This is a genomic window from Curtobacterium sp. AB451 (assembly GCF_050585845.1).
Taxonomy (GTDB): Bacteria; Actinomycetota; Actinomycetes; order Actinomycetales; family Microbacteriaceae; genus Curtobacterium.
Window position 1 is genome coordinate 522,144 of record NZ_JBOBQG010000001.1, and the last position, 22,337, is coordinate 544,480.

Below are 22,337 nucleotides of genomic sequence, written 5' to 3' on the forward strand. Positions count from 1 at the left end.
TCCGTCCCCGCGGCGGGCGCCCCTGATCGGGTTGGACCGCGTCCAGCAGCCCCGGCGGATCATGGCACTGCCCACGACCCCCGAGCGAGAGACCGCGCATGACCACACCCTCCACCACCGACGGCCCGACGTCGTCCGGCCTCCGCGCCGGGGCGGTCTTCGCCGGTCGGCTCCTCGTCATCGCGGCCGCCATCGGACTCGCCGGGTACGTCGCGTTCACGCTCGCCAACGTCGTCGTCCCGCTGCTCATCGGGCTCGTCGTCGCGGCGCTGCTGGTCCCCTTCAGTGCGCTCCTGCAACGGCACGGCGTCCCGAAGTGGCTCGCGATCACGGCCGCGTTGCTGACCCTCGTCGCCGGGATCGCGTTCCTGGTCTTCCTCGTCGTGTGGCGGGTCAACGAGCAACTGCCCGACCTCGAGCGGCGGAGCGTCGCGCTGATCGGTACGGTCCAGGACCTGCTGCGGCACCCGCCGTTCGGACTGCCGTCGGTCGACCTCGACACGATCTCGACCGACGCGAGGACGTTCATCGAGCAGCACAGCGCCGAACTGCAGCAGGGCGTCGCGGTCGCCGGCGCCACCCTGGTCCACCTCGGAGAGGGCCTGTTCATCGTGACGTTCGTCACGATCTTCGCCCTCACCGGTGGCCGGCACATGTGGGACTGGATCGTGTCGCTCTTCCCGCGGCGGGCACAGCACCGCCTGCACGTGGCGAGCGAAGCCGGCTGGACCACGCTCACGCACTTCATCCGGGTGCAGGTCGTCATCGCCGCGACGGACGCGATCGGGATCGCCCTCGGCGCGTTCCTCCTGGGCGTGCCGCTCGCCGGACCGATCGGCGTCGTCGTGTTCGTCGGCGCGTTCATCCCGGTGGTCGGGGCGTTCGCGGCCGGAGCGGTCGCGGTCCTGCTCGCGCTGCTCTTCAAGGGCTGGGTCGTCGCCCTGGTGATGCTCGGCATCGTCGTCCTGGTGCAGCAGCTCGAAGGGCAGGTCCTGCACCCGTTCCTGACCGGCTCGGTCGTCGCGGTCCACCCGCTCGCGGTGCTCGTCGCCGTGATCGCCGGCACCACGGTCGGCGGGATCGCCGGCGGGTTCTTCGCGGTCCCGCTCGCTGCGACGGCCAACTCCATGATCCGAGCCGCGCGCGAGGGCGACCCGGACGTCGAGATCGCCCTGCCGATCCCGCGGGCCGCCGAACCGTCGTCCTGACGGCTCGGCGTGCGACCCCGCTGTCAGCTCGCGGTGCCGGTGCCGGTGCCGTCGTGACGTCGACGCTGCAGGAGGTCCGCGGTCCGCACGAGCCGCAGCGCGGTCACCAGGACCACGCCGCCGATCACGTTGAACAGGAGCGTGTACCCGAACCACGCGAGCCACTGACCGTACGTGATCGACGACCCCGCCAGGATCGCCCCGAACACGAGCAGCGAGTCGAGGATCGAGTGGAAGAGCTGCAGCCCCGAGAGCAGGAAGCCACCGACGACGGCGGCGACGATCTTGGCCGGATCGGAGTCCGTCCCCTGCTGCATCCGTGTCACGAGGGTGATGGTGCTGCCGCCGATCACCGCGAGCACGGCGGTCTGCAGGCCGAACGGCGCGTCGACGTAGTGCCGGGCGGACTCCTCGAGCACCGTGTGCCACTGCGGGAACGCCTGGACGACGAGCCACATGAACAGCCACCCACCGGCGAGGTTGCTGAGCAGGGTGCCGACCCACAGCCGGACCAGCTGTCCGACCGTGCCCTCGCGAGCGATCAACGCGGTGATGGGCAGCAGGAAGTTCTCGGTGAAGAGCTCGCTGTGCGCGAGGTACAGGGCGATGAGTCCGACGCTGAACGCGAGACCGGCGAGCAGGTGGCTGTCGGTCTCGTGCAGCACCGCGAGGTAGCCCATGACACCAAGCCCGATCTCGAGGCCGCCGGCGAAGCCCGTCGTGAGCACCACCCGTGTGGTGCGCTGGAGCCGCTCGGCACCCTCCTCGACGATCGCGGTGAACGACTCGTGGATCTCGTCCTCGACCGGGGCGTCGCTGTCGCCCAGTTCCCTGCGTCGCTCGTCGTTCACCTGCCCGAACGTAGTCGCCGGTCCGTCTCGTCGCCGCGTCTGGGACGCCAGGCGCGGTGCAGGTGAGCCGATCGACTCCACCCGCACCGCGCCTGGCGCAAAGGGCCCCCGGGCGCCGCGTCAGCTCCGGAGGAACGCGAGGATGTCCGGGTTGACGACGTCGGCGTGGGTCGTCAGCATGCCGTGCGGGTAGCCCTCGTAGATCTTGAGCGTCGCGTCGCTGAGGAGCTCCGCCTGCTTGAGCGAGGCGTCTTCGTACGGCACGACCTGGTCGTCGTCGCCCTGCAGGACGAGGACGGGAACGGTGATGGCGCGCAGGTCCTCGGTCTGGTCGGTCTCCGAGAAGGCCTTGATGCCCTCGAGGTGCGCGAGGGCGCTGCCCGTCATGCCCTGACGCCACCAGTTGGCGATCACCGGCTCGGACGGCGTGACGCCGTCACGGTTGAAGCCGTAGAACGGACCGGAGGCGACGGCCTGGAAGAACTCGGCACGGTTGGCGGCGAGTGCCTCGCGGAACCCGTCGAAGACCGAGATGTCGGTGCCGTCGGGGTTGGCCTCGGTCTTGACCATGAGCGGCGGCACCGCCGCGACGAGGACGGCCTTGGCGACCCGGCCCTGCGGCTGGCCGTACCGGGCGACGTAGCGGGCGACCTGACCACCGCCGGTGGAGTGGCCGATGTGGATCGCGTCGTGCAGGTCGAGGTGTTCGACCACGGCGGAGACGTCGCTCGCGTAGTGGTCCATGTCGTGCCCGGTCCCGATCTGCGACGAGCGGCCGTGGCCCCGACGGTCGCTGGCGATGACGCGGTAGCCCTCGGCCAGGAAGTACAGCATCTGCGCGTCCCAGTCGTCCGAGGACAGCGGCCAGCCGTGGTGGAACACGATCGGCTGCGCGTCGGCGTCCCCCCAGTCCTTGAAGTAGATCTCTGCACCGTCGTCGGTGGTCACGTATCCCATGGTCGTCTCCCTGTGTTCGATCGTGGTGGTGTGTGGGTGCTCGGTCGTCAGTCGCGTTCGCCGGCGGTCTCGCGGACGGCGGTCTCGATGACGTCGGCGACGTCCGCCGGGTGGGTGTGCATCACCAGGTGCGGAGCGGGCAGCTCGACGACGCCGCGGAGGCCGGCGCGCTCGTAGCCGAACCGTTCGACGTCGGGGTTGATCGTGTGGTCGTCCGCCGAGACGATGCCCCACCCCGGCGTGGTCTTCCAGGCGGCGACCGATGCCGGTTCGCCGAACGCCGCACCGCTCAGCGGGCGCTGCGACACCGCGAGGACCGCCGCGGTTCCCGGATCGACGCCCTCGGCGAAGACCGGCGGGAACGCGTCGATCTTCACGGACACGTCGGTGCCGTCGTCCGCCCCGGCGATCGGGTAGGGCGTGTACACGAGGTTCGCGGCGAGGTCGGAATCCGGGAAGCCGCCCTGCAGCTGTCCGAGGCTCTCGCCCTCCTCGAGGACGTACCCGGCGACGAAGACGAGTCCGACGACGTTCTCGGCGGCACCCGCCACCGTGACGACCGCCCCGCCGTAGGAGTGCCCGGCGAGGACCACGGGACCGTCGACCGCCTCGGCGACGGCGCGGATGGAGGCGGCGTCATCGGCGAGGCTGCGGTTGTAGACCGGCGGCACGATGACGGTGTGGCCGCGGTCGAGGAGCTCCCGGGTGACCGGGGCCCAGCTGGCGGCGTCGGCGAAGGCGCCGTGCACGAGGATGATGGTGGGCGATGGCATGGTGTGGTCCCCTCCCCGATGGTGCGGTCCGCTCGCTTCTGATCGGACGGTCAGGCACCATGGTGTTGCACCTCATGGAACGGCAACCCGGGGACCCGACACCAGGAAGAAAGCATGAAGAAACCCCGCGTCGACACAGATCCCGATGACTGACCCGCTCGGTGTGCGGTTCCGACGCCACCGACTCACGGCGGGCCTCACGCTCGAAGCGCTCGCGCACGCGTCCGGGATCAGCGACCGGACCATCAGCAACATCGAGCGTGGCATCAGCGCGGCGCCACAACGACGGACCCTCACCGCCCTCATCGACGCGCTCGGGCTCCCCGAACACGAGCAGCAGGCGATGCTCCGTCTGGCGCGCGCGCCGCGCATCGCGGCTGACGGCTCGCTCCGCTCCGCGATGCTCGCGCCCGCACTGGTGACGGACTTCACCGGTCGACCCGACGTGATGCGAGCTGTCGCCGAGTTCCTCGGTCGTCCCGCCACTGACCTCGCTGCGCCGATCCTCGTCATCTGCGGGCCCGCCGGTGTCGGCAAGACGACCCTCGCCCTCGAGGCGCTGAGCCGGCACGGGTACGACACCGGCAAGCGCGCCTTCGTCGACCTGAACGGCATGCACTCGCTCCCCCTGTCGCCCCTCGACGTGCTCCAGTCGCTCATCGCGCAGACGTCGGAGATCCGCGACATCGCGACACTCGACGCGGCCATCACCGAGTGGCGACGCATCACGGCTCGGGAGCGGATCGCCGTGGTCCTGGACAACGCTGCGAACGAGGAGCAGGTCCGTCCCGTGCTCGCCGCGACGAACACCGTGGTCGTCGTCACGTCCCGCCGCAGCCTCGCCGGCCTCGTGAACGTGCACCGTGTCACCCTCGAACCGCTCGACCGCGCCGAGAGCGTGCAGCTGATCGGTCGGATCGTGCCCGCGTCGCAACGCACCGACGCCGATGCGGATGCCCTCGCCAGCGCGTGCGGTGACCTCCCGTTGGCGCTCCGGATCGCCGCGAACCGCGTCGCCGCGCAGCCCCGCTCGACCGTCCGGGACTTCCTCGACACGATGACCGCGCGGCGCGATCCCCTCCGCGCGCTGGTCGCCGGCGACCTCGCCGTCGAGCCGGCCCTGACGCTCTCCTACGGCCACACCGATGCCGCGTCACAGCACCTGTTCCGCAGCCTCGCGCTCATCGACGGCGCCACGTTCGACGCGGACCTCGCCGCAGCGGCAGCGTCCGCCGACGTCGACGAGACCGCCGACGTCGACGAGACCGCCGAGCGCCTCGACGAGCTCACCGACCTCGGACTGGTCGAGGCCCGCGGCGGGAACCGCTACCAGCTCCACGACCTCGTCCGGCTGTTCGCCGCGGCACTCTCGCGACGCGACGAGCCGGCCACCGCACGGCAGCGGCGGGCGCTCCGGCACTGGGTGCTCGCCACCGCGCAGAACGCCGGACTGTGGTTCGAACCCGACCGCGAGCCGGATCCCGCCGCCCCCGGACGCCACTTCGACTCCGCCGAACAGGCTCGGACGTGGTTGCGCATCGAGGGCCCGCAGTGGGCGAGCGCGGTGACCCAGGCCTTCGCGCTCGGCGAGGACCGGCTCGTGCTCGACGTCGCCGAAGCCCTGCACTGGTTCTCCGACACCTGGCCCGCGTGGGACCTCTGGCGGATCCTGTTCCTCACGTCGGCCGACGCCGCCGAGCGATCCGGTACCGACCGGGACGTCGCCGTGCACCGGGGCTACGCCGCGTGGCTCCACCTCACCCAGGGCGAGTTCGACGCCGCCCTGCGCGACGCCCGACGCGCCGTCGCCGCGGCGGACCGGACCGACGACGACAAGGAACGGGGATGGGCGTCGTTCTACCTCGCCTGGGCGCACGGACGCCTCCTCGACCACGACGCCGCGCTGCGCGAGGCGAGCCGCGCCATGGAGCACCTCACGCGCGCCGGCGACGAGGAGGGCACCACCCAGGTGCTCGCGATGATCGCCAACTTCCTGATGCACACCGGCGACCTCGCCGGCGCGGCCCGGCACTACGAGGACGTCCTCGGGCTCCTCGAACGCCGCAGCGGTTCGGTCCCGCCGAACCTCGTCCTCGTGACCGGCGTGAACACGAGGGCCCTCCTCGCGAAGGTCCTCAACCGCGACGGGCAGCCGGCGTACGCGCTCGAGACCATGCCCGGGGTGATCGAGGAGGCGACGGCGGCGCAGTTCCCCGACGGCCTCGCTCGCGCACACCTCGAGCTCGCCCACGCGTTGCACCTCACCGGGCGCTCCGGCGACGCCGGAGTCCACCTCGAGATCGCCGACCGGACCGCGACGGAGCACCGTCTCCTCGGGGTCATCCCCGAGATCGAGAAGCTCCGGTCCGGATGGAGCGGTTCCGACGTGCCGGGAGGTCCGACGCCGACCGGTCCGTGACCTGCGTGTCGGGCGGGTCGACGGTCGGCTCCGATCCTCACTCGACGATGGAGACGACGACCTTGCCGCGGGTGCCACCGCGACGGGCTGCCTCGACCGCCGCAGGGGTCTCGGCGAAGGGGAAGACCCGGCCCACGACCGGACGGATGATGCCGGCGTCGACGAGGTCGGCGATCTCCGACAGCTGCGGACCGGATGCGCGCATGAAGAGGAACGAGTAGTCGACTCCGAGTCGTCGCGCCCGTCGTCGGATCGCAGCGCTGATGACGCCGATCACCGTCCGGAGCACCGGGTTCAGCCCGGCGGCCGCGGCGAAGGTCGGGTCGGGCGGTCCGACGATGCTGACGGCGGTGCCGCCACGACGGAGGACCGTGAGTGAACGCTCGAGGTTCTTCCCGCCGACGGTGTCGACCACGACGTCGAAGTCGGACAGGCGCTCGGCGAAGTCCTCCGTCCGGTAGTCGATGACCTCGTCCGCGCCGATCGAGCGGAGCCACTCGGCGTTCGATCCGCTCGCGGTCGTCGCCACGTGGGCACCGAGGTGCCGGGCGAGCTGGATCGCGATCGACCCGAAGCCTCCGGAGCCGCCGTGGATCAGGACCCGGTGTCCGGGCCGGACGTGCGCACGCTCGACGAGCGCCTGCCACGCGGTCAGCGCCACCAGGGGCAGCGAGGCCGCCTCGGTCATGCTCACCGCGGTCGGCTTGCGCGCCAGGTCCGCCTCGGCGACCGCGATCCGCTCGGCGAAGGTCCCGATCCGGTGGTCACGGACACGTGCCATCACGGCGTCGCCCACGGCGAACCTCGTGACGGCCGACCCCACCTGCTCGATCACGCCGGCGACGTCGTGCCCGAGGACCAACGGCGTCCGGTAGCGCAACAGCGCCGTGAACTCGCCGTCGGCGATCTTCGCGTCGAGCTGGTTCACGCCCGCCGCGTGCACCCGCACGAGCACGTCACGTGCGCCGACGGTCGGCTCGCTCACCGTCGCCGCGTGGATCGGCGTCTTGTACCGGTCGATCTGGAACGCCTGCATCGTGTTCTCCATCCTCATTTTTCTGAGCGTACTCATTTCCGATCACACTCGCAACTGAGTGCGATGCGGGAGGCGGTACGATGCCCGCATGAGTTCTTCGGACACGGCGCCGGTCGGCCGTCGCGAGCGGAACAAGCAGGAGAAGCTCGCCCGCATCACCGCGGCAGCGTCCGACCTGTTCGACCGGATGGGCGTCGACGAGGTCACGACACAGCAGATCGCCGACGCCGCGGACATCGGCACGGGCACGCTGTTCCTCTACGCGCGCAGCAAGGCCGAGCTCCTCCTCCTGGTGCAGAACGCCCACTACGAGGACGCCATCGCGACGGGGCTCCGTGCCTCCACCTCGGACCTGACGACCCTCGATGCCGTCATGGCGCTCATCGAACCGGTCGTCGTCTGCAACCGGCGGCACGTCGGCAACGGCCGCACCTACCTGAAGGAACTGATCTTCGGGGACCCGACCGAGCCGTTCCACCAGCGCGGACTCGAGCTCATCCAGCAGGTCGACCTCGCGTGCGCCGACGTCCTCCGACGGAACGGCTCCTCCTACGACGATGCCCGCGTGCTCGCGCAGACCGTCTCCGCGGTGCTGTTCGTGCACCTGGCGTCACCGGAGCGCACCGACGCCCCGACCGACGCGGTGCTGGACGCGATCCGCCGGAACCTCGACCTCGTCCTGCCGGTCCGGGGGGCCTGAACCCCGACCGGGAGCGTCCACCAGCGGCGGAGGATCGAGACCGCCACCGGGACGAGTGTCCACCCCGAGCTCCGCCTCCAGGATTCGAACCCGGACCTAACGGCACCAAAGGCCGTCGTGCTGCCATTACACCAAGGCGGAACGCGCACGGAGGCGCCAGACCATCCTCCCACGACGCGGCGACTGGTCGTGCAGCCCCGGCTTCCGCCAAGATGGTCAGATGCCGCATGAGGACGAGGTCGACCGCATCGTCGCGGCGTGGGGTCGCGAGCGCGCCGACCTGGACTTCGGTCCGCTCGAGGTCCTGTCCCGCGTGGACCGGCTCGCGCGGCACCTCGACCGTGCCCGACGTGCCGCGTTCGACGCCGGTGCCATGGAGCCGTGGGAGTTCGACGTCCTCTCGGCGCTGCGGCGGGCGGGCGAGCCGTACGAACTGAGCCCGAAGTCACTGCTGCAGCAGACGCTGGTGTCGAGCGGCACCATGACGAACCGGGTGGACCGGCTCGCGGCGCGCGGGCTGGTCGGCCGGCGCACGGACCCGAAGGACGGCCGGGGCATCCTCGTCTCCTTGACGGCGAAGGGCCGGGTCGCCGTGGACGCAGCGATCGCCGACCTGCTGACGGCCGAGCGGGACATCCTGGCCGGGGTCTCCGACGACGAGCAGGACCAGCTCGCCGGACTGCTCCGTCGGCTCATCCTGGGCCTCGGGGACTGAGCCGTCCCCGCGGCGAGACCGGGCGTAGTCTCCGGCCCATGCACGCGATCACCCTGGCCGTCGCCGACGTCGCACGATCGGCGGCGTTCTACCGCGCACTGCTCGGCATCGAGGGCAGCGGGATCATCGGCACCGAGTACCCGTCGACCGAGACCGAGGCGGGCGGCACGACGGCGATGTTCACCCTCGACGACGGGCTCATCGTCAGCGTCTACGGCCGCGACGACATGGTGAAGGACTCGGGTGTCGACCTCGCCGACGGCCCCGCGGCGACGATCGGGCACTTCGTCGAGAGCCAGGCCGACGCCGAGGCGTTCCTCGACCGGGCCCGGGCCGCCGGCGCCACGATGCTCGCGCCGCCGTACACGCGCCCGTGGGGGATGTGGTCCGGCTTCTTCCAGGACCCGGACGGCCACCTGTGGGAGGTCGTCGCGAACCCCGGCGGCGGTGCACCGTCGGAGGCACAGCCGGCCGAGTAGACCGTCTCAGACCCCGAGCTGCTCCGCGACCTCGAGCCAGCGCTCCTCGAGCTGCTCGATCTCGGCCTCGTGCGCCGCGAGCTTCGCCTGGAGCTCCCCGAGACCCGCGTAGTCCGACTGGTCGTGCGTCGCGAACTGGTCGAGCAGCTTCTTCCGGTCGTCCCCGACCTTCGCGATCTTCCGGTCGAGCGCCGACATCTCCTTCTCGGCGGTCCGCCGCTCTGCGCCGGACAGGCCGGAGGCGGCCGCAGCGGACGCGCCCGGACCGGCCGGCCCCGTGGACCCGGCCACGGGACCGGCCGAGCCGGTCCCGCCTGCGGTGTCGGGCCTCCCGGCTGACGCGGCGGCAGCCGCAGACGCGGTCCCGCCACCGGTGCCGGCCGCACGGAGCCGCATGTACTCGTCGACGCCACCCGGCAGGTGCCGCAGGTGGCCGCCGAGCACGGCGTACTGCTGGTCCGTGACGCGCTCGAGCAGGTACCGGTCGTGGGAGACGACCAGCAGGGTGCCCGGCCAGGTGTCGAGCAGGTCCTCCATGGCGGCGAGCATGTCGGTGTCGAGGTCGTTGGTGGGCTCGTCGAGGATGAGCACGTTCGGCTCGTCGAGCAGGATGAGCATGAGCTGCAGGCGGCGCTTCTGCCCACCGCTCAGGTCCTTGACCGGCGTCGACAGCTGCGCCGACGTGAAGCCGAGGCGTTCGAGGAGCTGCGACGGCGTCATCTCCTTGCCGTCGGCCACGTAGCTCGTCTTCTTGCGGGCGACGACCTCGCGCACACGGTCGTCGGCGAACTGCGCGAGGTCGGCGAGCTGCTGGTCGAGCACCGCGACCTGCACGGTCTTGCCCGTCTTCACGCGGCCGCTCGTGGGCTGGAGCCGTCCGGACACGAGACTCAGCAGGGTCGACTTGCCGGCACCGTTCGGACCGAGGATGCCGGTGCGCTCCCCCGGCGCGATCCGCCACTCGATGCGGTCGAGGATCTCGGTGCCGTCGAACGAGACGCTGACGTCGAGCAGGTCGACGACGTCCTTGCCGAGGCGCGCGGTGGCCGTCTTCGCGAGGGCGACCGTGTCGCGGATCGGCGGCACGTCGTCGATGAGGGCGTTCGCCGCGTCGATGCGGAACTTCGGCTTGCTCGTACGGGCCGGGGCGCCGCGGCGGAGCCACGCGAGCTCCTTGCGGGCGAGGTTCTGCCGGCGCTGCTCGCTCGCGGCGGCCTGCCGGTCGCGCTCGACGCGCTGCAGGATGTACGCCGCGTAGCCGCCCTCGAAGGGGTCGACGACGCCGTCGTGGACCTCCCACGTGTCGGTCGACACGGCGTCGAGGAACCAGCGGTCGTGCGTCACGACGACCATGCCGCCCTGGTTCGCCGACCACCGGCGGTTGATGTGCTCCGCGAGCCACTGGATGCCCTCGACGTCGAGGTGGTTCGTCGGCTCGTCGAGGAACAGCACGTCCCAGTCGCCGACGAGCAGCCGCGCGAGCGCCACGCGACGCCGCTGCCCACCGCTCAGCTCGTCCACCGAGACGTCCCACGGGATGTCCGACACGAGGCCGCCGATGATGTCGCGGATCTTCGGGTCGCCCGCCCACTCGTGCTCGGCCAGGTCGCCGACGACGACGGTGCCGACGGTCTCCCCCGCTGGCAGGATGTCCCGCTGGTCGAGGTAGCCGACGGTCAGCCCGCGGCGGTGCGTGACGCGGCCGCCGTCCGGCTCGAGGCGCTGGGACAGCAGGGCGAGGAGGGTCGACTTGCCGTCGCCGTTCCGGCCGACGACGCCGATGCGGTCACCCTCGTCGATGCCGAGGGTGACGTTGTCGAAGACGACACGGGTAGGGAACTCGAGATGGAGGTTCTCGGCGCCGAGGAGATGAGCCACCCGTCAAGGGTAGGCGGCGCGGCGGGGTGGTCGGTGCGGGGGCGGTGAGGGAGCGCGGGCACGCACGGTGCGGGGTGGCGGGGCAGCGCGGGCGCGCACGGTGCGGGGTTGCTCAGCGGGTGCTGCGCTGCCCGCTCGGTGCGAGCTTGTAACACCGCACGAAGCGGTCAACCTCGCACCGGCCGACGCACCGCGCACCGCGCGACGCCCAGGAGGCGCGACCCACCTCCCCACGCCGGCCCGCGTCGCGCACGGCGCGGCCGGAAGCGCACCGTACCGGCTCGGGACCCGACACCGCCGGATACGCACCGTGCGGAGTTGTCCAGCGGGTGCGGCGCTGCCCGCCCGGTGCGAGCTTGTAGCGCCGCACGAAGCGGTCAACCTCGCACCGGCCGCCGGACCACGCACCGGCCGCCGGACCTCGCACCGGCCGACGCACCTCGCACCGGCCGACGCACCGCGCACCGGCCGACGGACCGCGCACCGGCCGCCGGACCGCGCACCGTGCGCCGCCGACCGGACGCGCGCGTCAGCTCGACGGCGCGACGTCGCTCTCGCCCGCGGCTTCCTTCGCCCGCTTGAGGCGCGCCTGGGCCTCCCAGTACTCGATCTCGCGCTCGAGCTCGGCGAGTTCCTGCTCCGTGCCGCTCACGCGCTTGTCACCGTGGGCGTTGCGCGCGTCACCGAGCGTGGCGTAGCGGTCCTCGTGGCGGTTCGGCTCGATGTACCGTCCGTGGTTCCGGTCACCGGGGGCCCAGTCGTGCCCGACGGCGAACCACACGATGCTGCCGACCACGGGCACGAGGACCACGAGGAGCACCCACGCGAACTTCGGGAGTCCACGGACCTGGTCGTCGCCCTTGGTGAGGATGTCGATCAAGGCGAAGACCAGCAGGACCACACCGGCCCCGTACAGCAGCACGCTCATGGTCCCGGATTCTATGGATCCGCTCGGAACCCGCGCTACGCCCCGAACGCGTGGCGCGGTTGCGATCCGGCAACGGTCAGCTGCGGAGTCCCACAGGGTCGGATCAGAGGGCGGCGACCCACTCGTCGGAGCCGTCGGTGAACCGCTGGTGCTTCCAGATGGGCACCTGCTCCTTCACGAGGTCGACGAGGGCCCCACAGGCAGCGAAGGCCTCGGCACGGTGCGGCGACGACACGGCTGCGGCGAGCGCCACGTCCCCGATGCCGAGCGCGCCGACGCGGTGCAGCACCGCGATGCGGACCTCGGGGTGGGCGGCGGCGATCGTCCGGGCCACCTCGGCGATGACCTCGCCGGCGCTCGGGTGCCGTTCGTACTCGAGGGCGGTGACCCCCTTGCCGTCGTCGTGGTCGCGGACGACCCCGGCGAAGGTGACGACCGCGCCGTCCTGGTCGGTGGCGACGACGGCGGCGACCTCGTCGACGGTGATGGACCGGTCGACGACGTCGGCGAGGACGACCCGCTCGGGGGCGTCGGCGGAGCCGTTCACGAGGCGCTCCGCGGTGCGTGGCCCTCGCCCGAGACCTGGGCGAGGACGTGGTCGAGCAGGCCGTCGAGGACCCCGAGCCCGTCGGCGACACCACCGCGCGAGCCGGGGAGCGCGACGATCAGGGTGCCACCGGCGATCCCCGCGACGCCCCGGCTCAGCAGCGCGGTGGGGCCGGCGCCGGCGAGCCCACGGCGGCGGATCTCCTCGGCGATGCCGGGCAGCTCGAGGTCGATGAGCGGCGCGATCGCCTCTGGCGTGCGGTCGGTCGGGGTGACGCCGGTGCCGCCCGTGGTGATGACGACCCGGGCGTCCGACAGGAGCTCGGCCGACACCGTCTCGGCGATCGGGCCGCCGTCGGGGACGATGATCGGCTCCGTCACGGTGAAGGAGCGTTCGCGGAGCCAGCCCGCGATGACGGGGCCGGTCCGGTCGAGGGCCGGGTCGGCGGAGGCCTGGGTGGACACCACCACCACGGCCGCTCGTCCCCGTGTCGGCTGCGAGGTCATCGGTTGCTCCAGTCCCCCGAGCGCCCACCGTGCTTCTCGAGCACCCGGACGTCCGTGATCACGGCCGCGCGGTCGACGGCCTTCACCATGTCGTACACGGTCAGTGCTGCGACGCTCGCGCCGGTGAGGGCTTCCATCTCGACGCCCGTCCGTGAGGTGGTGCGCACGGACACCTCGACGACGACGCGGTCCTGTGCCCCGGTGATGTCGACCTCGACCCCGGCGATCGGCAGCGGGTGGCAGAGCGGGACCAGGTCGGAGGTCTTCTTCACGGCCATGATCGCGGCGATCCGGGCGGTGCCGATCACCTCGCCCTTGGGGAGCGATCCGTCGAGGATGCGAGCGACCACGTCGGGACGGGTGACGAGCGTCGCCGTGGCGGTGGCGGAGCGTGCGGTGACGTCCTTCTCGGAGACGTCGACCATGTGCGCGGTGCCGTCGGCGCGGACGTGCGACAGGTCACCGCCGGGCAGGGTCGGGTCGGGCATCGGTTCGCCGGTCAACGGAGGCTCCAGACGGTCAGGGGGTCGCCGGGTTCGACGGTGGTGGTGCCGACCGGGACGTGGACGAGGTGCGTGGCCGCGGCGTAGTGCGCGAGCAGGTGGGAGCTCGGGCCGCCCACGAAGTGCACGCGGCCGCCCTCGACCCGGCCGCGGCGGACCTGGTGCTTGGTGGACGGCGAGGTCGCCGACTCGGCTGCGGGGAGCTCCTGCGCCGGCCGGTCGTCGGGCAGGCCGGCGTCTTCGGCGAGGAGCGGCCGGAGGAACAGCTCGAACGAGACGAGCGCCGAGACGGGGTTGCCCGGGAACGAGACCACCGGAACGTCCCGGCCCGTGAGCTCGACCGTGCCGGACGCCTGGGGGCCGCCGGGCTGCACGGCGACCGGGGTGACCACGAGGCCGCGCGGTTCGAGGGCCTGCCGCACGACCTCGTACGCGCCGGCGCTGATCCCGCCGGTGGTGAGGACGAGGTCGGCCCAGTCCCCCACCGCCTCGTCGAGGGCACCCGTGAACGCGGGGACGTCGTCCGGCACACGGACCGCCCGCGTCTCGACCCCGACCTGGGCGAGGGCGGCCCGCAGGGCGATGCCGTTCGCGTCGCCGATCGTGGCGTCACCGGCGCCGCGGAGCTCCGACCCGGTGGAGACGACGAGCACCCGCAGCCGCCGCACGAGGTCGACCGCGGTGACCCCGGCGGACGCCAGCGTGCCGAGCAGTGCGGGCGTCACGGCGGTGCCGGCCGGTGCGAGTCCGCCGCCGCGCGCGAGGTCCGTGCCGGTCCCGCGCACGAACGTCCCCGCGGCGAGGTCGTCCGGCACCGTGACCTCGGTCAGGGACAGCGCGGCCGGGAAGGAGCCGGGTCCCGTCGCCTCGACCGGGAAGACCGCGTCGGCGCCGTCCGGGATCCGCGCTCCGGTCATGATGGGCGCCGCGGTCCCGGGGTCCAGCGGAGCGGGGACGACCCCCGCGGGGACGGGCTCGACCACCCGCAGCACACGACCGGCGTCGGCGGCGCGGACGGCGAAGCCGTCCATCTGGCTGTTGTCGAACGGCGGGAGCGGCACGGGTGCGACGACCGCACGTGCCAGCACGCGGTAGCCCCGACCGCTGCCGGCACCGGTGGCGAGGTCGTCGACGTCCCGCGCCTCCGGGACGGACGTACGCCTGCCGGACAGGACCGGCGCGACCAGGGCGGCGATCTCGTCGCGGTGCTGACCGATCGTTCGCACGTGCGCCTCCGAACAGGTGAGATGTGTGCCCGCTCCCGGTTCGACCGAGGGCGGTCCCAGTAGCGTAACGAGCGCGCAGAACGCGCCGAGGATCATTCGGAGGACCTGTGGAGAACGACGTGACCACGACCGGAGCTGTGGACGAGACGCGTGTGGGCATCGGGGTGATCGGCGGTTCGGGACTCTACGAGCTGTTCGAGCCCGGCACCGCGGACGAGGTCGACGTCGACACCCCGTTCGGCGCCACGTCGAGCCCGATCAGCATCGGGACCATGTCCGGCAAGCGGGTGGCGTTCCTCACCCGGCACGGCCGCGAGCACTCCGTGGCGCCGCACCGCATCAACCACCGGGCGAACCTGTGGGCACTGCGCTCGCTCGGCGTCCGTGCCGTGGTGTCGTCCAGTGCGGTCGGTGGCCTGCACCCCGACTACGCCCCCGGGACGTTCGTCGTCACCGACCAGCTCATCGACCGGACGTGGGGCCGAGCGGACACGTTCTTCGAGGACGCCGTGCAGCACCTCTCCTTCGCGGACCCGTTCGACCCGGTGCTCCGACGCGTCGCGATCGGTGCGATCGAGCGCCTCGACGTGCCCTTCCGGCCGACGGGCACGTGCGTGGTGATCCAGGGGCCACGGTTCTCGACGCGTGCGGAGTCCATCTGGATGCGCGAGGCCGGCGGCCACACGATCAACATGACGATGACGCCCGAGGTCCCCCTCGCGGCCGAGCTCGGCATCGGGACGGTGAACCTCTCGTTCGTGACCGACGCCGACGCTGGCCTGGCCCCGTCCGAGGCCGAGGCAGAGGCGCAGGCCACCGCCGGAACCGGCGAGGCACCGGTCACCCACGGCATGGTGATGGAGCGCCTGGCCCGGGCGAACGAGGTGATCGTCCGTGCGATCGGTTCGATCGTCGCGGCTATCCCGGACGACTACACCCCCCGGGAGCTCGTCCCGGCCGCGGCGAGCGCGAGCGCGATGACGAGCGCACGGCCCGCAGCAGCGACCACGGAGGCCTCCGCGTGACCCGCCTGCTCGTCACCGGCGGCGCCGGCTTCATCGGGTCCGCGATCGTCCGCCGGGCCCTGGCCGACGGCCACGAGGTGCGCGTGCTCGACTCCCTCCGCGACGACGTCCACGGCGACCCCGCGGAGATCGTCACCGCGCACCAGCAGCAGGGCATCGAGTTCGTGCACGGCGACGTCCGCGACCGGATCAGCCTCGATGCAGCCCTCGACGGGGTCGACGTGGTCTGCCACCAGGCCGCCAAGGTCGGACTGGGCGTCGACTTCCAGGACGCCCCCGACTACGTCTCGTCGAACGACGCCGGCACCGCGCATGTCCTCGCCGGCATGGACCGCCACGGCATCGGCCGCCTCGTGGTCGCCAGCTCGATGGTCGTCTACGGCGAAGGCGCCTACACGACGGCGTCCGGCGGGCCCGTGCGCCCGCCGGCCCGTCGTCGCGCCGACCTCGACGCCGGGGAGTTCGACCCGATCGGACCGGACGGCAAGCCGCTCCTGCCTGGGCTGATCGACGAGTCGGCAGCGCTCGACCCGCGCAACGTCTACGCGCAGACGAAGGTGGCGCAGGAGCACCTCGCGTCCTCGTGGTCGCGAGCGACCGGTGGTCGGGCGATCGCGCTCCGCTACCACAACGTCTACGGTCCGGGCATGCCCGCGAACACCCCGTACGCCGGGGTCGCCTCGCTGTTCCGGTCGGCACTCGCCCGGGGCGAGGCGCCGCGCGTCTTCGAGGACGGCCGCCAGCGGCGCGACTTCGTGCACGTCGACGACGTCGCAGGGGCGAACGCCGCATCGATCGCCGCGACGGCGGACCTGCCCGCCGAGACGTTCCGGGCGTACAACGTCGGGTCCGGCATCGTGCACACGATCGGGGAGATGGCCGCCGCGATCGCCGGGCCCGAGGGTCCCCAGCCGGTCGTCACCGGCGAGTACCGGCTCGGGGACGTCCGGCACGTCACGGCGTCGTCGGACCGGATCGCCGCCGAGCTCGGGTGGCGTGCCGAGGTCGACTTCGAGCGCGGCATGCGGGAGTTCCAGTCGGCGCCGCTGCGCGCGGCGGTGCGGTAGCCGCCACCACCACCCTGAACCGGCGAGCGAGCGGACGAGCCGGCGAGCGCACGACGCGTGACCGCATGGAGGCGCGGTGCCGGTCCCGGGGACCGGCACCGCGCCTCCAGGCCCTCGCCACCACGTCGACGCGCCCGCACCCGTCCGCCGGACGCCGGACCGCCGTGTCCCCCACCCGGGGGTACCCGACCCTCGCGAGTGCGCGGATCGTCCACCGGGGGACGCCGAACCTGTACCCCGCCGATCGATCTCGTGTTGTGTCGAGGGTATGGAACGACAGCCGGCCGACGAGACCGACCGCCCGACACCGCCGACGCGCGCGGCAGACCCCGCGACCAGTCGTTCCGTCGACCCGCACCGAATGGCCGACATGAACGTCGACGTGATCCTCCCCTGTCTCGACGAGGCAGACGCCCTCCCCGAGGTCCTGGGTCGGCTCCCGCGTGGCTACCGCGCGATCGTCGTCGACAACGGCTCCACCGACGGATCGGCCGACGTCGCCCGTGCCCACGGCGCCCTCGTCGTGACCGAACCGGTCCGCGGCTTCGGGTCGGCCTGCGCCGCCGGGGTCGCCGCCGCCACGGCCGAGTACGTGGCCTTCTGCGACGCCGACGCCTCGATGGACCCCGCCGAACTCGTCCCGCTCGTCGCCCGCGTGGCGACGGGCCACACCGACCTGGCGCTCGGACGCCGCGTCCCCACGACGCCGGGCGCATGGGCCCCGCACGCCCGCTTCGCGAACCGCGTGCTCGCCGTCCTGATGCGCCGCGCGACCGGCTACCGACTCCGCGACCTCGGCCCGATGCGGGTGATGCGCCGCGAGGACCTGGTCGCACTGGACCTCCGCGACCGCCGCAGCGGCTACCCGCTCGAGATGGTCCTCGCCGCGCACGCCGCCGGGTGGCGCGTCGACGAGTCCGACATCGGCTACGCCCAGCGCATCGGCGACAGCAAGGTCACGGGCACGCTGCGCGGCACCGTCAACGCCGTCAAGGACATGTCGCGTCTGCTGCGCGAGTACCGCCGGGAGGCGCGACCCACCGTGGTCGCCCCGGCTCCGGTCCGCCACGTGGCCGGTCCCGTCGAGACCGAGGAGGTCCACTCATGACGACGTCCGACATCACCGTCGCGGTGGTCGCGAAGGAGTGCCTCCCGGGCCGGGTGAAGACCCGTCTGACGCCGGCACTCACCCCCGAGGGGGCCGCGCGCGTCGCCGCCGCGAGCCTCGCCGACACGCTCGCGACGGTCCGTGCCCTGCCGGCCGCCCGCCGGGTGCTCTTCTACGACGGCACGGTGCTGCCGGACGGCGCCGAGGGCTTCGACGTCATCCACCAGACGACTGGCGGGCTCGACGAGCGCCTCGGTGCGCTGTTCGACGCGGTGGACGGCCCGACCCTGCTCGTCGGCATGGACACGCCGCAGATCGGTCCGGCCGACCTCGCCCCGGTCTTCGACGACCCCGAACGGGACGCCTGGTTCGGCCCGGCCGAGGACGGCGGCTTCTGGTCCCTCTACCTGCGGGACCCGGACGGCGCGCACCTCCGCGGCGTGCCGATGTCCCAGGACGACACCGGCGCGGTCCAGTTCCGTCGCCTGACGGACGCCGGCCTCGACGTCGGCACCCTCGGGGTCCTGCTCGACGTCGACACCGTGCCGGACGCCGAGCGCGTCGCGGCACTCGTGCCCGACTCCGGGTTCGCCACCGCACTGCACGCCGAGACGGTGGGGAGCCTCCGATGACCATGCACGCACCCGTCTCCTTCGGCGCCGGCGGCGGCGAGCCCTACGCTCGCGCCCTCCGCACCGACGGCCGGATCCGACTCACCGACACGTCCCGACCGGACCGGGCGGTGACGCTCGACGTCGGCCGCTGGAGTGCGGCGGCGGACCGGATCGACCGGTCCCTCCTCGACGGCGCCGACGGTCCGGTGATCGACATCGGGTGCGGGCCCGGCCGGATGCTGGTCGCCGCGCGCACCCTCGGGATCCCGTCCCTCGGCGTGGACGTCTCCGCCGACGCCGTCGCGATCGCACGACGCTCCGGCGGCACGGCGATCCAGGGGTCGGTCTTCGACGCCGTCCCCGACGAGGGCCACTGGGACACCGCGCTCGTGATCGACGGCAACATCGGCATCGGCGGCGACCCGGCGGCACTGCTCGCCCGGTGCCGCGAGATCGTGCGCGACGGCGGCAGGATCATCGTCGAGACCCACGTCGACCACACCGCGGACCGGGTGTACACCGCTCGCGTGGTGGATGCCGACGGCCACGAGAGCGCCGGCTTCCCGTGGGCCGAGGTCGGGGTCGACGCCCTGCTCGACCACGCCGAGGCGGTCGGCCTCGTCGCGAAGCAGAGCTGGACGGCCGAGGGTCGGACCTTCTGCGAGCTGGTGGCCTGAGCGATGTGGGCGGCTCGCCTGAGCAATCCTTTTTTTGCTTCATGCAAAAGAAGCGCGTAGTGTGGGGGTTCCAGCCGACGGCGTCGCGGTCGCCGGCCCGGTGACCGACGATCCTCGGCACGACGACGAGGAGCATCCATGCAGAACCGTCAGAACCCCCTGGGCGGCGCGTACGTGTCCGGCCTCGAACACCGCGACGAGCTCGGTGGCTACGCGGTCCAGGCCGCATGGCGCCCGATCGGTACCTTCACCGGGACCGGGCGCGCGCTCGGCCGGTTCGTCGACACGCAGTTCCGCCGTCCGGGCACCGCGACGTCCTCGACGCGCACGGCCACCGGCTCGCTGCGCACCGCGACGGGTTCGTTCCGCACGGCCTGACGCCGCCTCCAGACCGCGAGCGGTCGTCCCCCCGGGAAGTCCCCCTTTCTTCCGCGGTGGGACGGCCGCTCGCTCCTCGTCCACAGGCACCTCCGCCGTCCACAGGCGTCACGTTCCTGGGCGTGCCGACCGGTGCGATGCCAGGATGGACGCATGAACGACCGCGCCGGCACCCCTGCCACTGCAGACGACCTCGTCGACCTCGACGCCCTCATCGCCGCGTACCACGAGCGGGTCCCGGACGTCTCCGTCCCCGAGCAGAAGGTCGTCTTCGGCACCTCGGGCCACCGCGGGTCCTCGCTGGACTCGGCGTTCAACGACACGCACATCGCCGCGATCACGCAGGCGATCGTCGAGTACCGCACCGCGCAGGGCACCGACGGACCGCTGTTCATCGGTCGTGACACGCACGCACTGTCCGGCCCCGCGGAACGCACCGCGCTCGAGGTGCTGGCCGCCAACGGCGTGCACGTCCTCGCCGACAGCGAGAACGGCTACGTCCCCACCCCGGCGCTCAGCCACGCGATCATCGCGTACAACCGCGCCGGCAACCCGGACACGGCGGACGGCATCGTCATCACGCCGAGCCACAACCCGCCCCGCGACGGCGGCTTCAAGTACAACCCGCCGCACGGCGGCCCGGCCGACAGCGACGCGACGAGCTGGATCGCCGAACGCGCGAACGCGATCATCGCCGGCGGCAACACCGAGGTGCGCCGCACCGAGCAGGCGTCGCCCGACCGCTACGACTTCCTCGGCGCGTACGTCGCCGACCTGGCGAACATCATCGACATCGACGCCATCAAGCGTGCCGGCGTCACGATCGGGGCCGACCCCCTCGGTGGCGCGTCCCTGCCGTACTGGAACCGCATCCGCGACCACTACGGGCTCGACCTCACGGTGGTCAACCCCGACGTCGACCCCACCTGGTCCTTCATGACGCTCGACTGGGACGGCAAGGTCCGGATGGACCCGTCCAGCCCGAGCGCCATGGCCTCGGTCGTCGCGCGCAAGGACGAGTACGACGTCCTCACCGGCAACGACGCCGACTCCGACCGGCACGGCATCGTCACGCCCGACGGCGGCCTGATGAACCCGAACCACTACCTCGCGGTCGCGATCGAGTACCTGTACGCGCACCGGCCCGCCTGGCGCGACGACGCCGCGATCGGCAAGACCCTCGTGTCCTCGAGCATCATCGACCGCGTCGCAGAGTCCCTCGGGCGTCGCCTGTGGGAGGTCCCGGTCGGCTTCAAGTGGTTCGTGCCGGGGCTCATCGACGGGTCCGTGGCGTTCGGCGGCGAAGAGTCCGCAGGTGCGTCGTTCCTCCGCATGGACGGCACCGCCTGGACCACCGACAAGGACGGCATCATCCTGGCGCTCCTGGCGTCCGAGATCATCGCGGTCACCGGCAAGACCCCGTCGCAGCTCTACGACGAGCTGACCGAGCGCTTCGGCGCTCCGGTCTACCAGCGCGTCGACGCCGCGGCGACCAAGGAGCAGAAGGCCCGCCTGTCGAAGCTCGACGGCGACGCCATCACCGCCGAGACACTCGCCGGTGACCCGATCACCGCGAAGCTGTCGAAGGCGCCGGGCAACGACGCTGCCGTCGGCGGCGTGAAGGTCGTCACCGACAAGGCGTGGTTCGCAGCGCGGCCCTCCGGCACCGAGGACGTCTACAAGATCTACGCCGAGAGCTTCGTCGGACAGGAGCACCTCGAACAGGTGCAGCGTGAGGCCAAGGAGATCGTCGACGCCGCACTCGGGGCCTGAGGTCCCAGCGGATGGGGTGGTTCGGCCGGAAGCAGGACGACGGGCGTGACGGACACGCCCCGTCCCTCGTCGCGCTGGCGCAACGGGCCCTCGCCGAGCGGGGCATGGAGACCACCGTCGAGGCGCCGGTCGGCGAGCAACCACGGCTGGTCGGCACCGACGGCCGGGTCTTCCTGCTCGAGAACCTCGCGTCGCAGGTGCACGGCGAGTCCCCGTCCGTGCAGGCGGACATGGTGGCCGAGCACTTCGACCGCATGATCCAGGCGTACAGCGAGCCGGCGGTAGAAGACCTCAGCGCGGACGAACTGCGGCAGCGCATCCGGCTCCGGATCCTGTCCGAGCACACCGGTGTCGCGTCCGACCCGACCGACCTCGACTACGCCAGGCCGTTCGCGCCCGGGCTGGTGCTCGGGTTGTGCGTCGACTACCCCACCATGGTGAGCACGCTGTCGGGTCCGACGCTGCTCCGGCTGCCCCTCGGCACCGACGAGCTCTTCGCCCTCGGGCAGCTCAACACCGACGACGAGCCGGTGGACGAGCACGCCGAGATCGCTCCGGGCGTGTTCCTCGTCGAGGGCGAGTCCCTGTTCGTGGCCTCGAAGGCCGTGAACCTGCCCGCGCTGTTCGGCGCGGCCGGCTTCGGCACCGTGTTCGCGGTCCCGCACCGACACCTCCTGCTCGCCGTCCCCATCCGTGACGCGTCGAGCATCACCGCGGTGCAGACCCTCGCCGGCCTGGTCGTGCAGGTGCTCGCCGACGGTGGGCACGGACCGCCCGGCGGGGTGCTCAGTCCGCTGCTCTACTTCTCGCGCCACGGCGAGGTCAGCGCCGTGTCGGGCTTCGACGGCGAGACGGGCGCCATGCGGATCGAGGTCGACGAGCGGTTCGGCGCGGCGCTCGAGCAGGCGGCCGCAGCAGTCTGACGGACGTCCTCCACCCGCGGGCGTACTGTGACGGCGTCGGGCCTCC

Annotated in this window: 23 protein-coding genes, 1 tRNA gene and 1 pseudogene; 13 read left to right on the forward strand and 12 right to left on the reverse strand. The window is 72.4% G+C overall.

Annotated elements, in window-relative coordinates; genetic code table 11:
* Positions 1–98: 98 nt before the first annotated feature.
* On the forward strand, positions 99–1,208 hold the full coding sequence (locus ACQXVK_RS02385) for an AI-2E family transporter (protein ID WP_430852545.1): 1,110 nt from the start codon (positions 99–101) through the stop codon (positions 1,206–1,208).
* Positions 1,209–1,231: 23 nt separating this feature from the next.
* On the opposite strand, the gene ACQXVK_RS02390 is transcribed toward ACQXVK_RS02385, so the two are convergent.
* From ACQXVK_RS02390 to ACQXVK_RS02400, 3 genes are all read right to left on the reverse strand, one after another.
* Entirely contained in the window at positions 1,232–2,059 is an 828-nt protein-coding gene (locus ACQXVK_RS02390) for a formate/nitrite transporter family protein (protein WP_402264914.1), read from the reverse strand.
* 120 nt (positions 2,060–2,179) lie between these two features.
* Complete coding sequence (locus ACQXVK_RS02395; RefSeq protein WP_430852546.1) at positions 2,180–3,016, reverse strand: alpha/beta fold hydrolase; 837 nt, start codon at positions 3,014–3,016, stop codon at positions 2,180–2,182.
* Positions 3,017–3,063: 47 nt separating this feature from the next.
* A complete protein-coding gene (locus ACQXVK_RS02400) occupies positions 3,064–3,789 on the reverse strand; it encodes an alpha/beta fold hydrolase (protein ID WP_402264919.1) in 726 nt (241 codons plus the stop codon).
* Positions 3,790–3,934: 145 nt separating this feature from the next.
* On the opposite strand from ACQXVK_RS02400, the gene ACQXVK_RS02405 reads away from it, so the two are divergent.
* Complete coding sequence (locus ACQXVK_RS02405; protein ID WP_430852547.1) at positions 3,935–6,208, forward strand: helix-turn-helix domain-containing protein; 2,274 nt, start codon at positions 3,935–3,937, stop codon at positions 6,206–6,208.
* 37 nt (positions 6,209–6,245) lie between these two features.
* On the opposite strand, the gene ACQXVK_RS02410 is transcribed toward ACQXVK_RS02405, so the two are convergent.
* Positions 6,246–7,244, reverse strand: coding sequence for an NADP-dependent oxidoreductase (locus ACQXVK_RS02410; protein ID WP_402265701.1), 999 nt, complete (start codon positions 7,242–7,244; stop codon positions 6,246–6,248).
* Between the two features lie 88 nt (positions 7,245–7,332).
* On the opposite strand from ACQXVK_RS02410, the gene ACQXVK_RS02415 reads away from it, so the two are divergent.
* Positions 7,333–7,944, forward strand: coding sequence for a TetR/AcrR family transcriptional regulator (locus ACQXVK_RS02415; RefSeq protein ID WP_430852548.1), 612 nt, complete (start codon positions 7,333–7,335; stop codon positions 7,942–7,944).
* Between the two features lie 69 nt (positions 7,945–8,013).
* Here the strand turns inward: ACQXVK_RS02415 and ACQXVK_RS02420 are convergent.
* A tRNA-Gln gene (locus ACQXVK_RS02420) sits at positions 8,014–8,085 on the reverse strand.
* A 79-nt stretch (positions 8,086–8,164) separates the two neighbouring features.
* Here ACQXVK_RS02420 and ACQXVK_RS02425 point away from each other — a divergent pair.
* Together ACQXVK_RS02425 and ACQXVK_RS02430 are read left to right on the forward strand one after the other, a co-directional pair.
* A complete protein-coding gene (locus ACQXVK_RS02425) occupies positions 8,165–8,659 on the forward strand; it encodes a MarR family winged helix-turn-helix transcriptional regulator (RefSeq protein ID WP_416393673.1) in 495 nt (164 codons plus the stop codon).
* A gap of 38 nt (positions 8,660–8,697) precedes the next feature.
* The gene (locus tag ACQXVK_RS02430) at positions 8,698–9,138 is read left to right on the forward strand and encodes a VOC family protein (RefSeq protein ID WP_022908104.1); all 441 of its coding nucleotides are present in this window, start codon (positions 8,698–8,700) and stop codon (positions 9,136–9,138) included.
* A 6-nt stretch (positions 9,139–9,144) separates the two neighbouring features.
* On the opposite strand, the gene ACQXVK_RS02435 is transcribed toward ACQXVK_RS02430, so the two are convergent.
* From ACQXVK_RS02435 to ACQXVK_RS02465, 7 genes and pseudogenes are all read right to left on the reverse strand, one after another.
* Positions 9,145–10,491 (reverse strand): ABC-F family ATP-binding cassette domain-containing protein, encoded by a 1,347-nt coding sequence (locus tag ACQXVK_RS02435; RefSeq protein ID WP_430852754.1) that lies wholly within the window; start codon positions 10,489–10,491, stop codon positions 9,145–9,147.
* 56 nt (positions 10,492–10,547) lie between these two features.
* Positions 10,548–11,016, reverse strand: a pseudogene (locus ACQXVK_RS02440) (ATP-binding cassette domain-containing protein); the annotation flags it as partial.
* Between the two features lie 529 nt (positions 11,017–11,545).
* A complete protein-coding gene (locus tag ACQXVK_RS02445; RefSeq protein WP_402264932.1) occupies positions 11,546–11,944 on the reverse strand; it encodes a PLDc N-terminal domain-containing protein in 399 nt (132 codons plus the stop codon).
* 103 nt (positions 11,945–12,047) lie between these two features.
* Complete coding sequence (locus ACQXVK_RS02450) at positions 12,048–12,491, reverse strand: molybdenum cofactor biosynthesis protein MoaE (protein WP_031263058.1); 444 nt, start codon at positions 12,489–12,491, stop codon at positions 12,048–12,050.
* On the reverse strand, positions 12,488–12,997 hold the full coding sequence (locus tag ACQXVK_RS02455; RefSeq protein WP_031263059.1) for a MogA/MoaB family molybdenum cofactor biosynthesis protein: 510 nt from the start codon (positions 12,995–12,997) through the stop codon (positions 12,488–12,490). Before ACQXVK_RS02455 ends, ACQXVK_RS02450 begins: the two co-directional genes overlap by 4 nt.
* Positions 12,994–13,485 (reverse strand): cyclic pyranopterin monophosphate synthase MoaC, encoded by a 492-nt coding sequence (moaC, locus tag ACQXVK_RS02460; RefSeq protein ID WP_430852755.1) that lies wholly within the window; start codon positions 13,483–13,485, stop codon positions 12,994–12,996. Before moaC ends, ACQXVK_RS02455 begins: the two co-directional genes overlap by 4 nt.
* Before the next feature lie 11 nt (positions 13,486–13,496).
* Positions 13,497–14,726 (reverse strand): molybdopterin molybdotransferase MoeA, encoded by a 1,230-nt coding sequence (locus ACQXVK_RS02465; protein ID WP_430852549.1) that lies wholly within the window; start codon positions 14,724–14,726, stop codon positions 13,497–13,499.
* 119 nt (positions 14,727–14,845) lie between these two features.
* Here ACQXVK_RS02465 and ACQXVK_RS02470 point away from each other — a divergent pair, with 119 nt between their 5' ends.
* The 8 genes from ACQXVK_RS02470 to ACQXVK_RS02505 all read left to right on the forward strand — a co-directional run bounded on the left by ACQXVK_RS02470 (position 14,846) and on the right by ACQXVK_RS02505 (position 22,291).
* Positions 14,846–15,751 (forward strand): MTAP family purine nucleoside phosphorylase, encoded by a 906-nt coding sequence (locus ACQXVK_RS02470; RefSeq protein ID WP_402264946.1) that lies wholly within the window; start codon positions 14,846–14,848, stop codon positions 15,749–15,751.
* Positions 15,748–16,818, forward strand: coding sequence for an NAD-dependent epimerase/dehydratase family protein (locus ACQXVK_RS02475; protein ID WP_430852550.1), 1,071 nt, complete (start codon positions 15,748–15,750; stop codon positions 16,816–16,818). Before ACQXVK_RS02470 ends, ACQXVK_RS02475 begins: the two co-directional genes overlap by 4 nt.
* A 361-nt stretch (positions 16,819–17,179) precedes the next feature.
* Positions 17,180–17,926: a glycosyltransferase family 2 protein gene (locus tag ACQXVK_RS02480; protein WP_042724013.1), complete on the forward strand. Its 747-nt coding sequence runs from the start codon at positions 17,180–17,182 to the stop codon at positions 17,924–17,926.
* Positions 17,923–18,558 (forward strand): TIGR04282 family arsenosugar biosynthesis glycosyltransferase, encoded by a 636-nt coding sequence (locus ACQXVK_RS02485; protein WP_430852552.1) that lies wholly within the window; start codon positions 17,923–17,925, stop codon positions 18,556–18,558. Before ACQXVK_RS02480 ends, ACQXVK_RS02485 begins: the two co-directional genes overlap by 4 nt.
* A complete protein-coding gene (locus tag ACQXVK_RS02490) occupies positions 18,555–19,217 on the forward strand; it encodes a class I SAM-dependent methyltransferase (RefSeq protein ID WP_430852553.1) in 663 nt (220 codons plus the stop codon). Before ACQXVK_RS02485 ends, ACQXVK_RS02490 begins: the two co-directional genes overlap by 4 nt.
* Before the next feature lie 138 nt (positions 19,218–19,355).
* Positions 19,356–19,595 (forward strand): hypothetical protein, encoded by a 240-nt coding sequence (locus ACQXVK_RS02495; protein ID WP_430852555.1) that lies wholly within the window; start codon positions 19,356–19,358, stop codon positions 19,593–19,595.
* Between the two features lie 153 nt (positions 19,596–19,748).
* The gene (pgm, locus tag ACQXVK_RS02500) at positions 19,749–21,368 is read left to right on the forward strand and encodes a phosphoglucomutase (alpha-D-glucose-1,6-bisphosphate-dependent) (RefSeq protein ID WP_430852557.1); all 1,620 of its coding nucleotides are present in this window, start codon (positions 19,749–19,751) and stop codon (positions 21,366–21,368) included.
* An 11-nt stretch (positions 21,369–21,379) separates the two neighbouring features.
* Complete coding sequence (locus tag ACQXVK_RS02505) at positions 21,380–22,291, forward strand: hypothetical protein (protein WP_430852558.1); 912 nt, start codon at positions 21,380–21,382, stop codon at positions 22,289–22,291.
* Positions 22,292–22,337 lie beyond the last annotated feature (46 nt).

What these genes read in the sequence shown, in the direction of transcription:
- ACQXVK_RS02415 (WP_430852548.1), top strand. Translation starts at nt 7,333, where the DNA reads ATGAGTTCTTCGGACACGGCGCCGGTCGGCCGTCGCGAGCGGAACAAG.
- ACQXVK_RS02430 (WP_022908104.1), top strand. Translation starts at nt 8,698, where the DNA reads ATGCACGCGATCACCCTGGCCGTCGCCGACGTCGCACGATCGGCGGCG.
- pgm (WP_430852557.1), top strand. Translation starts at nt 19,749, where the DNA reads ATGAACGACCGCGCCGGCACCCCTGCCACTGCAGACGACCTCGTCGAC.
- ACQXVK_RS02485 (WP_430852552.1), top strand. Translation starts at nt 17,923, where the DNA reads ATGACGACGTCCGACATCACCGTCGCGGTGGTCGCGAAGGAGTGCCTC.
- moaC (WP_430852755.1), bottom strand. Translation starts at nt 13,485, where the DNA reads ATGCCCGACCCGACCCTGCCCGGCGGTGACCTGTCGCACGTCCGCGCC.
- ACQXVK_RS02490 (WP_430852553.1), top strand. Translation starts at nt 18,555, where the DNA reads ATGACCATGCACGCACCCGTCTCCTTCGGCGCCGGCGGCGGCGAGCCC.
- ACQXVK_RS02435 (WP_430852754.1), bottom strand. Translation starts at nt 10,491, where the DNA reads ATGGTCGTCGTGACGCACGACCGCTGGTTCCTCGACGCCGTGTCGACC.
- ACQXVK_RS02410 (WP_402265701.1), bottom strand. Translation starts at nt 7,244, where the DNA reads ATGCAGGCGTTCCAGATCGACCGGTACAAGACGCCGATCCACGCGGCG.
- ACQXVK_RS02445 (WP_402264932.1), bottom strand. Translation starts at nt 11,944, where the DNA reads ATGAGCGTGCTGCTGTACGGGGCCGGTGTGGTCCTGCTGGTCTTCGCC.
- ACQXVK_RS02400 (WP_402264919.1), bottom strand. Translation starts at nt 3,789, where the DNA reads ATGCCATCGCCCACCATCATCCTCGTGCACGGCGCCTTCGCCGACGCC.
- ACQXVK_RS02480 (WP_042724013.1), top strand. Translation starts at nt 17,180, where the DNA reads ATGGCCGACATGAACGTCGACGTGATCCTCCCCTGTCTCGACGAGGCA.
- ACQXVK_RS02425 (WP_416393673.1), top strand. Translation starts at nt 8,165, where the DNA reads ATGCCGCATGAGGACGAGGTCGACCGCATCGTCGCGGCGTGGGGTCGC.
- ACQXVK_RS02385 (WP_430852545.1), top strand. Translation starts at nt 99, where the DNA reads ATGACCACACCCTCCACCACCGACGGCCCGACGTCGTCCGGCCTCCGC.
- ACQXVK_RS02395 (WP_430852546.1), bottom strand. Translation starts at nt 3,016, where the DNA reads ATGGGATACGTGACCACCGACGACGGTGCAGAGATCTACTTCAAGGAC.
- ACQXVK_RS02505 (WP_430852558.1), top strand. Translation starts at nt 21,380, where the DNA reads ATGGGGTGGTTCGGCCGGAAGCAGGACGACGGGCGTGACGGACACGCC.
- ACQXVK_RS02405 (WP_430852547.1), top strand. Translation starts at nt 3,935, where the DNA reads ATGACTGACCCGCTCGGTGTGCGGTTCCGACGCCACCGACTCACGGCG.
- ACQXVK_RS02455 (WP_031263059.1), bottom strand. Translation starts at nt 12,997, where the DNA reads ATGACCTCGCAGCCGACACGGGGACGAGCGGCCGTGGTGGTGGTGTCC.
- ACQXVK_RS02495 (WP_430852555.1), top strand. Translation starts at nt 19,356, where the DNA reads ATGCAGAACCGTCAGAACCCCCTGGGCGGCGCGTACGTGTCCGGCCTC.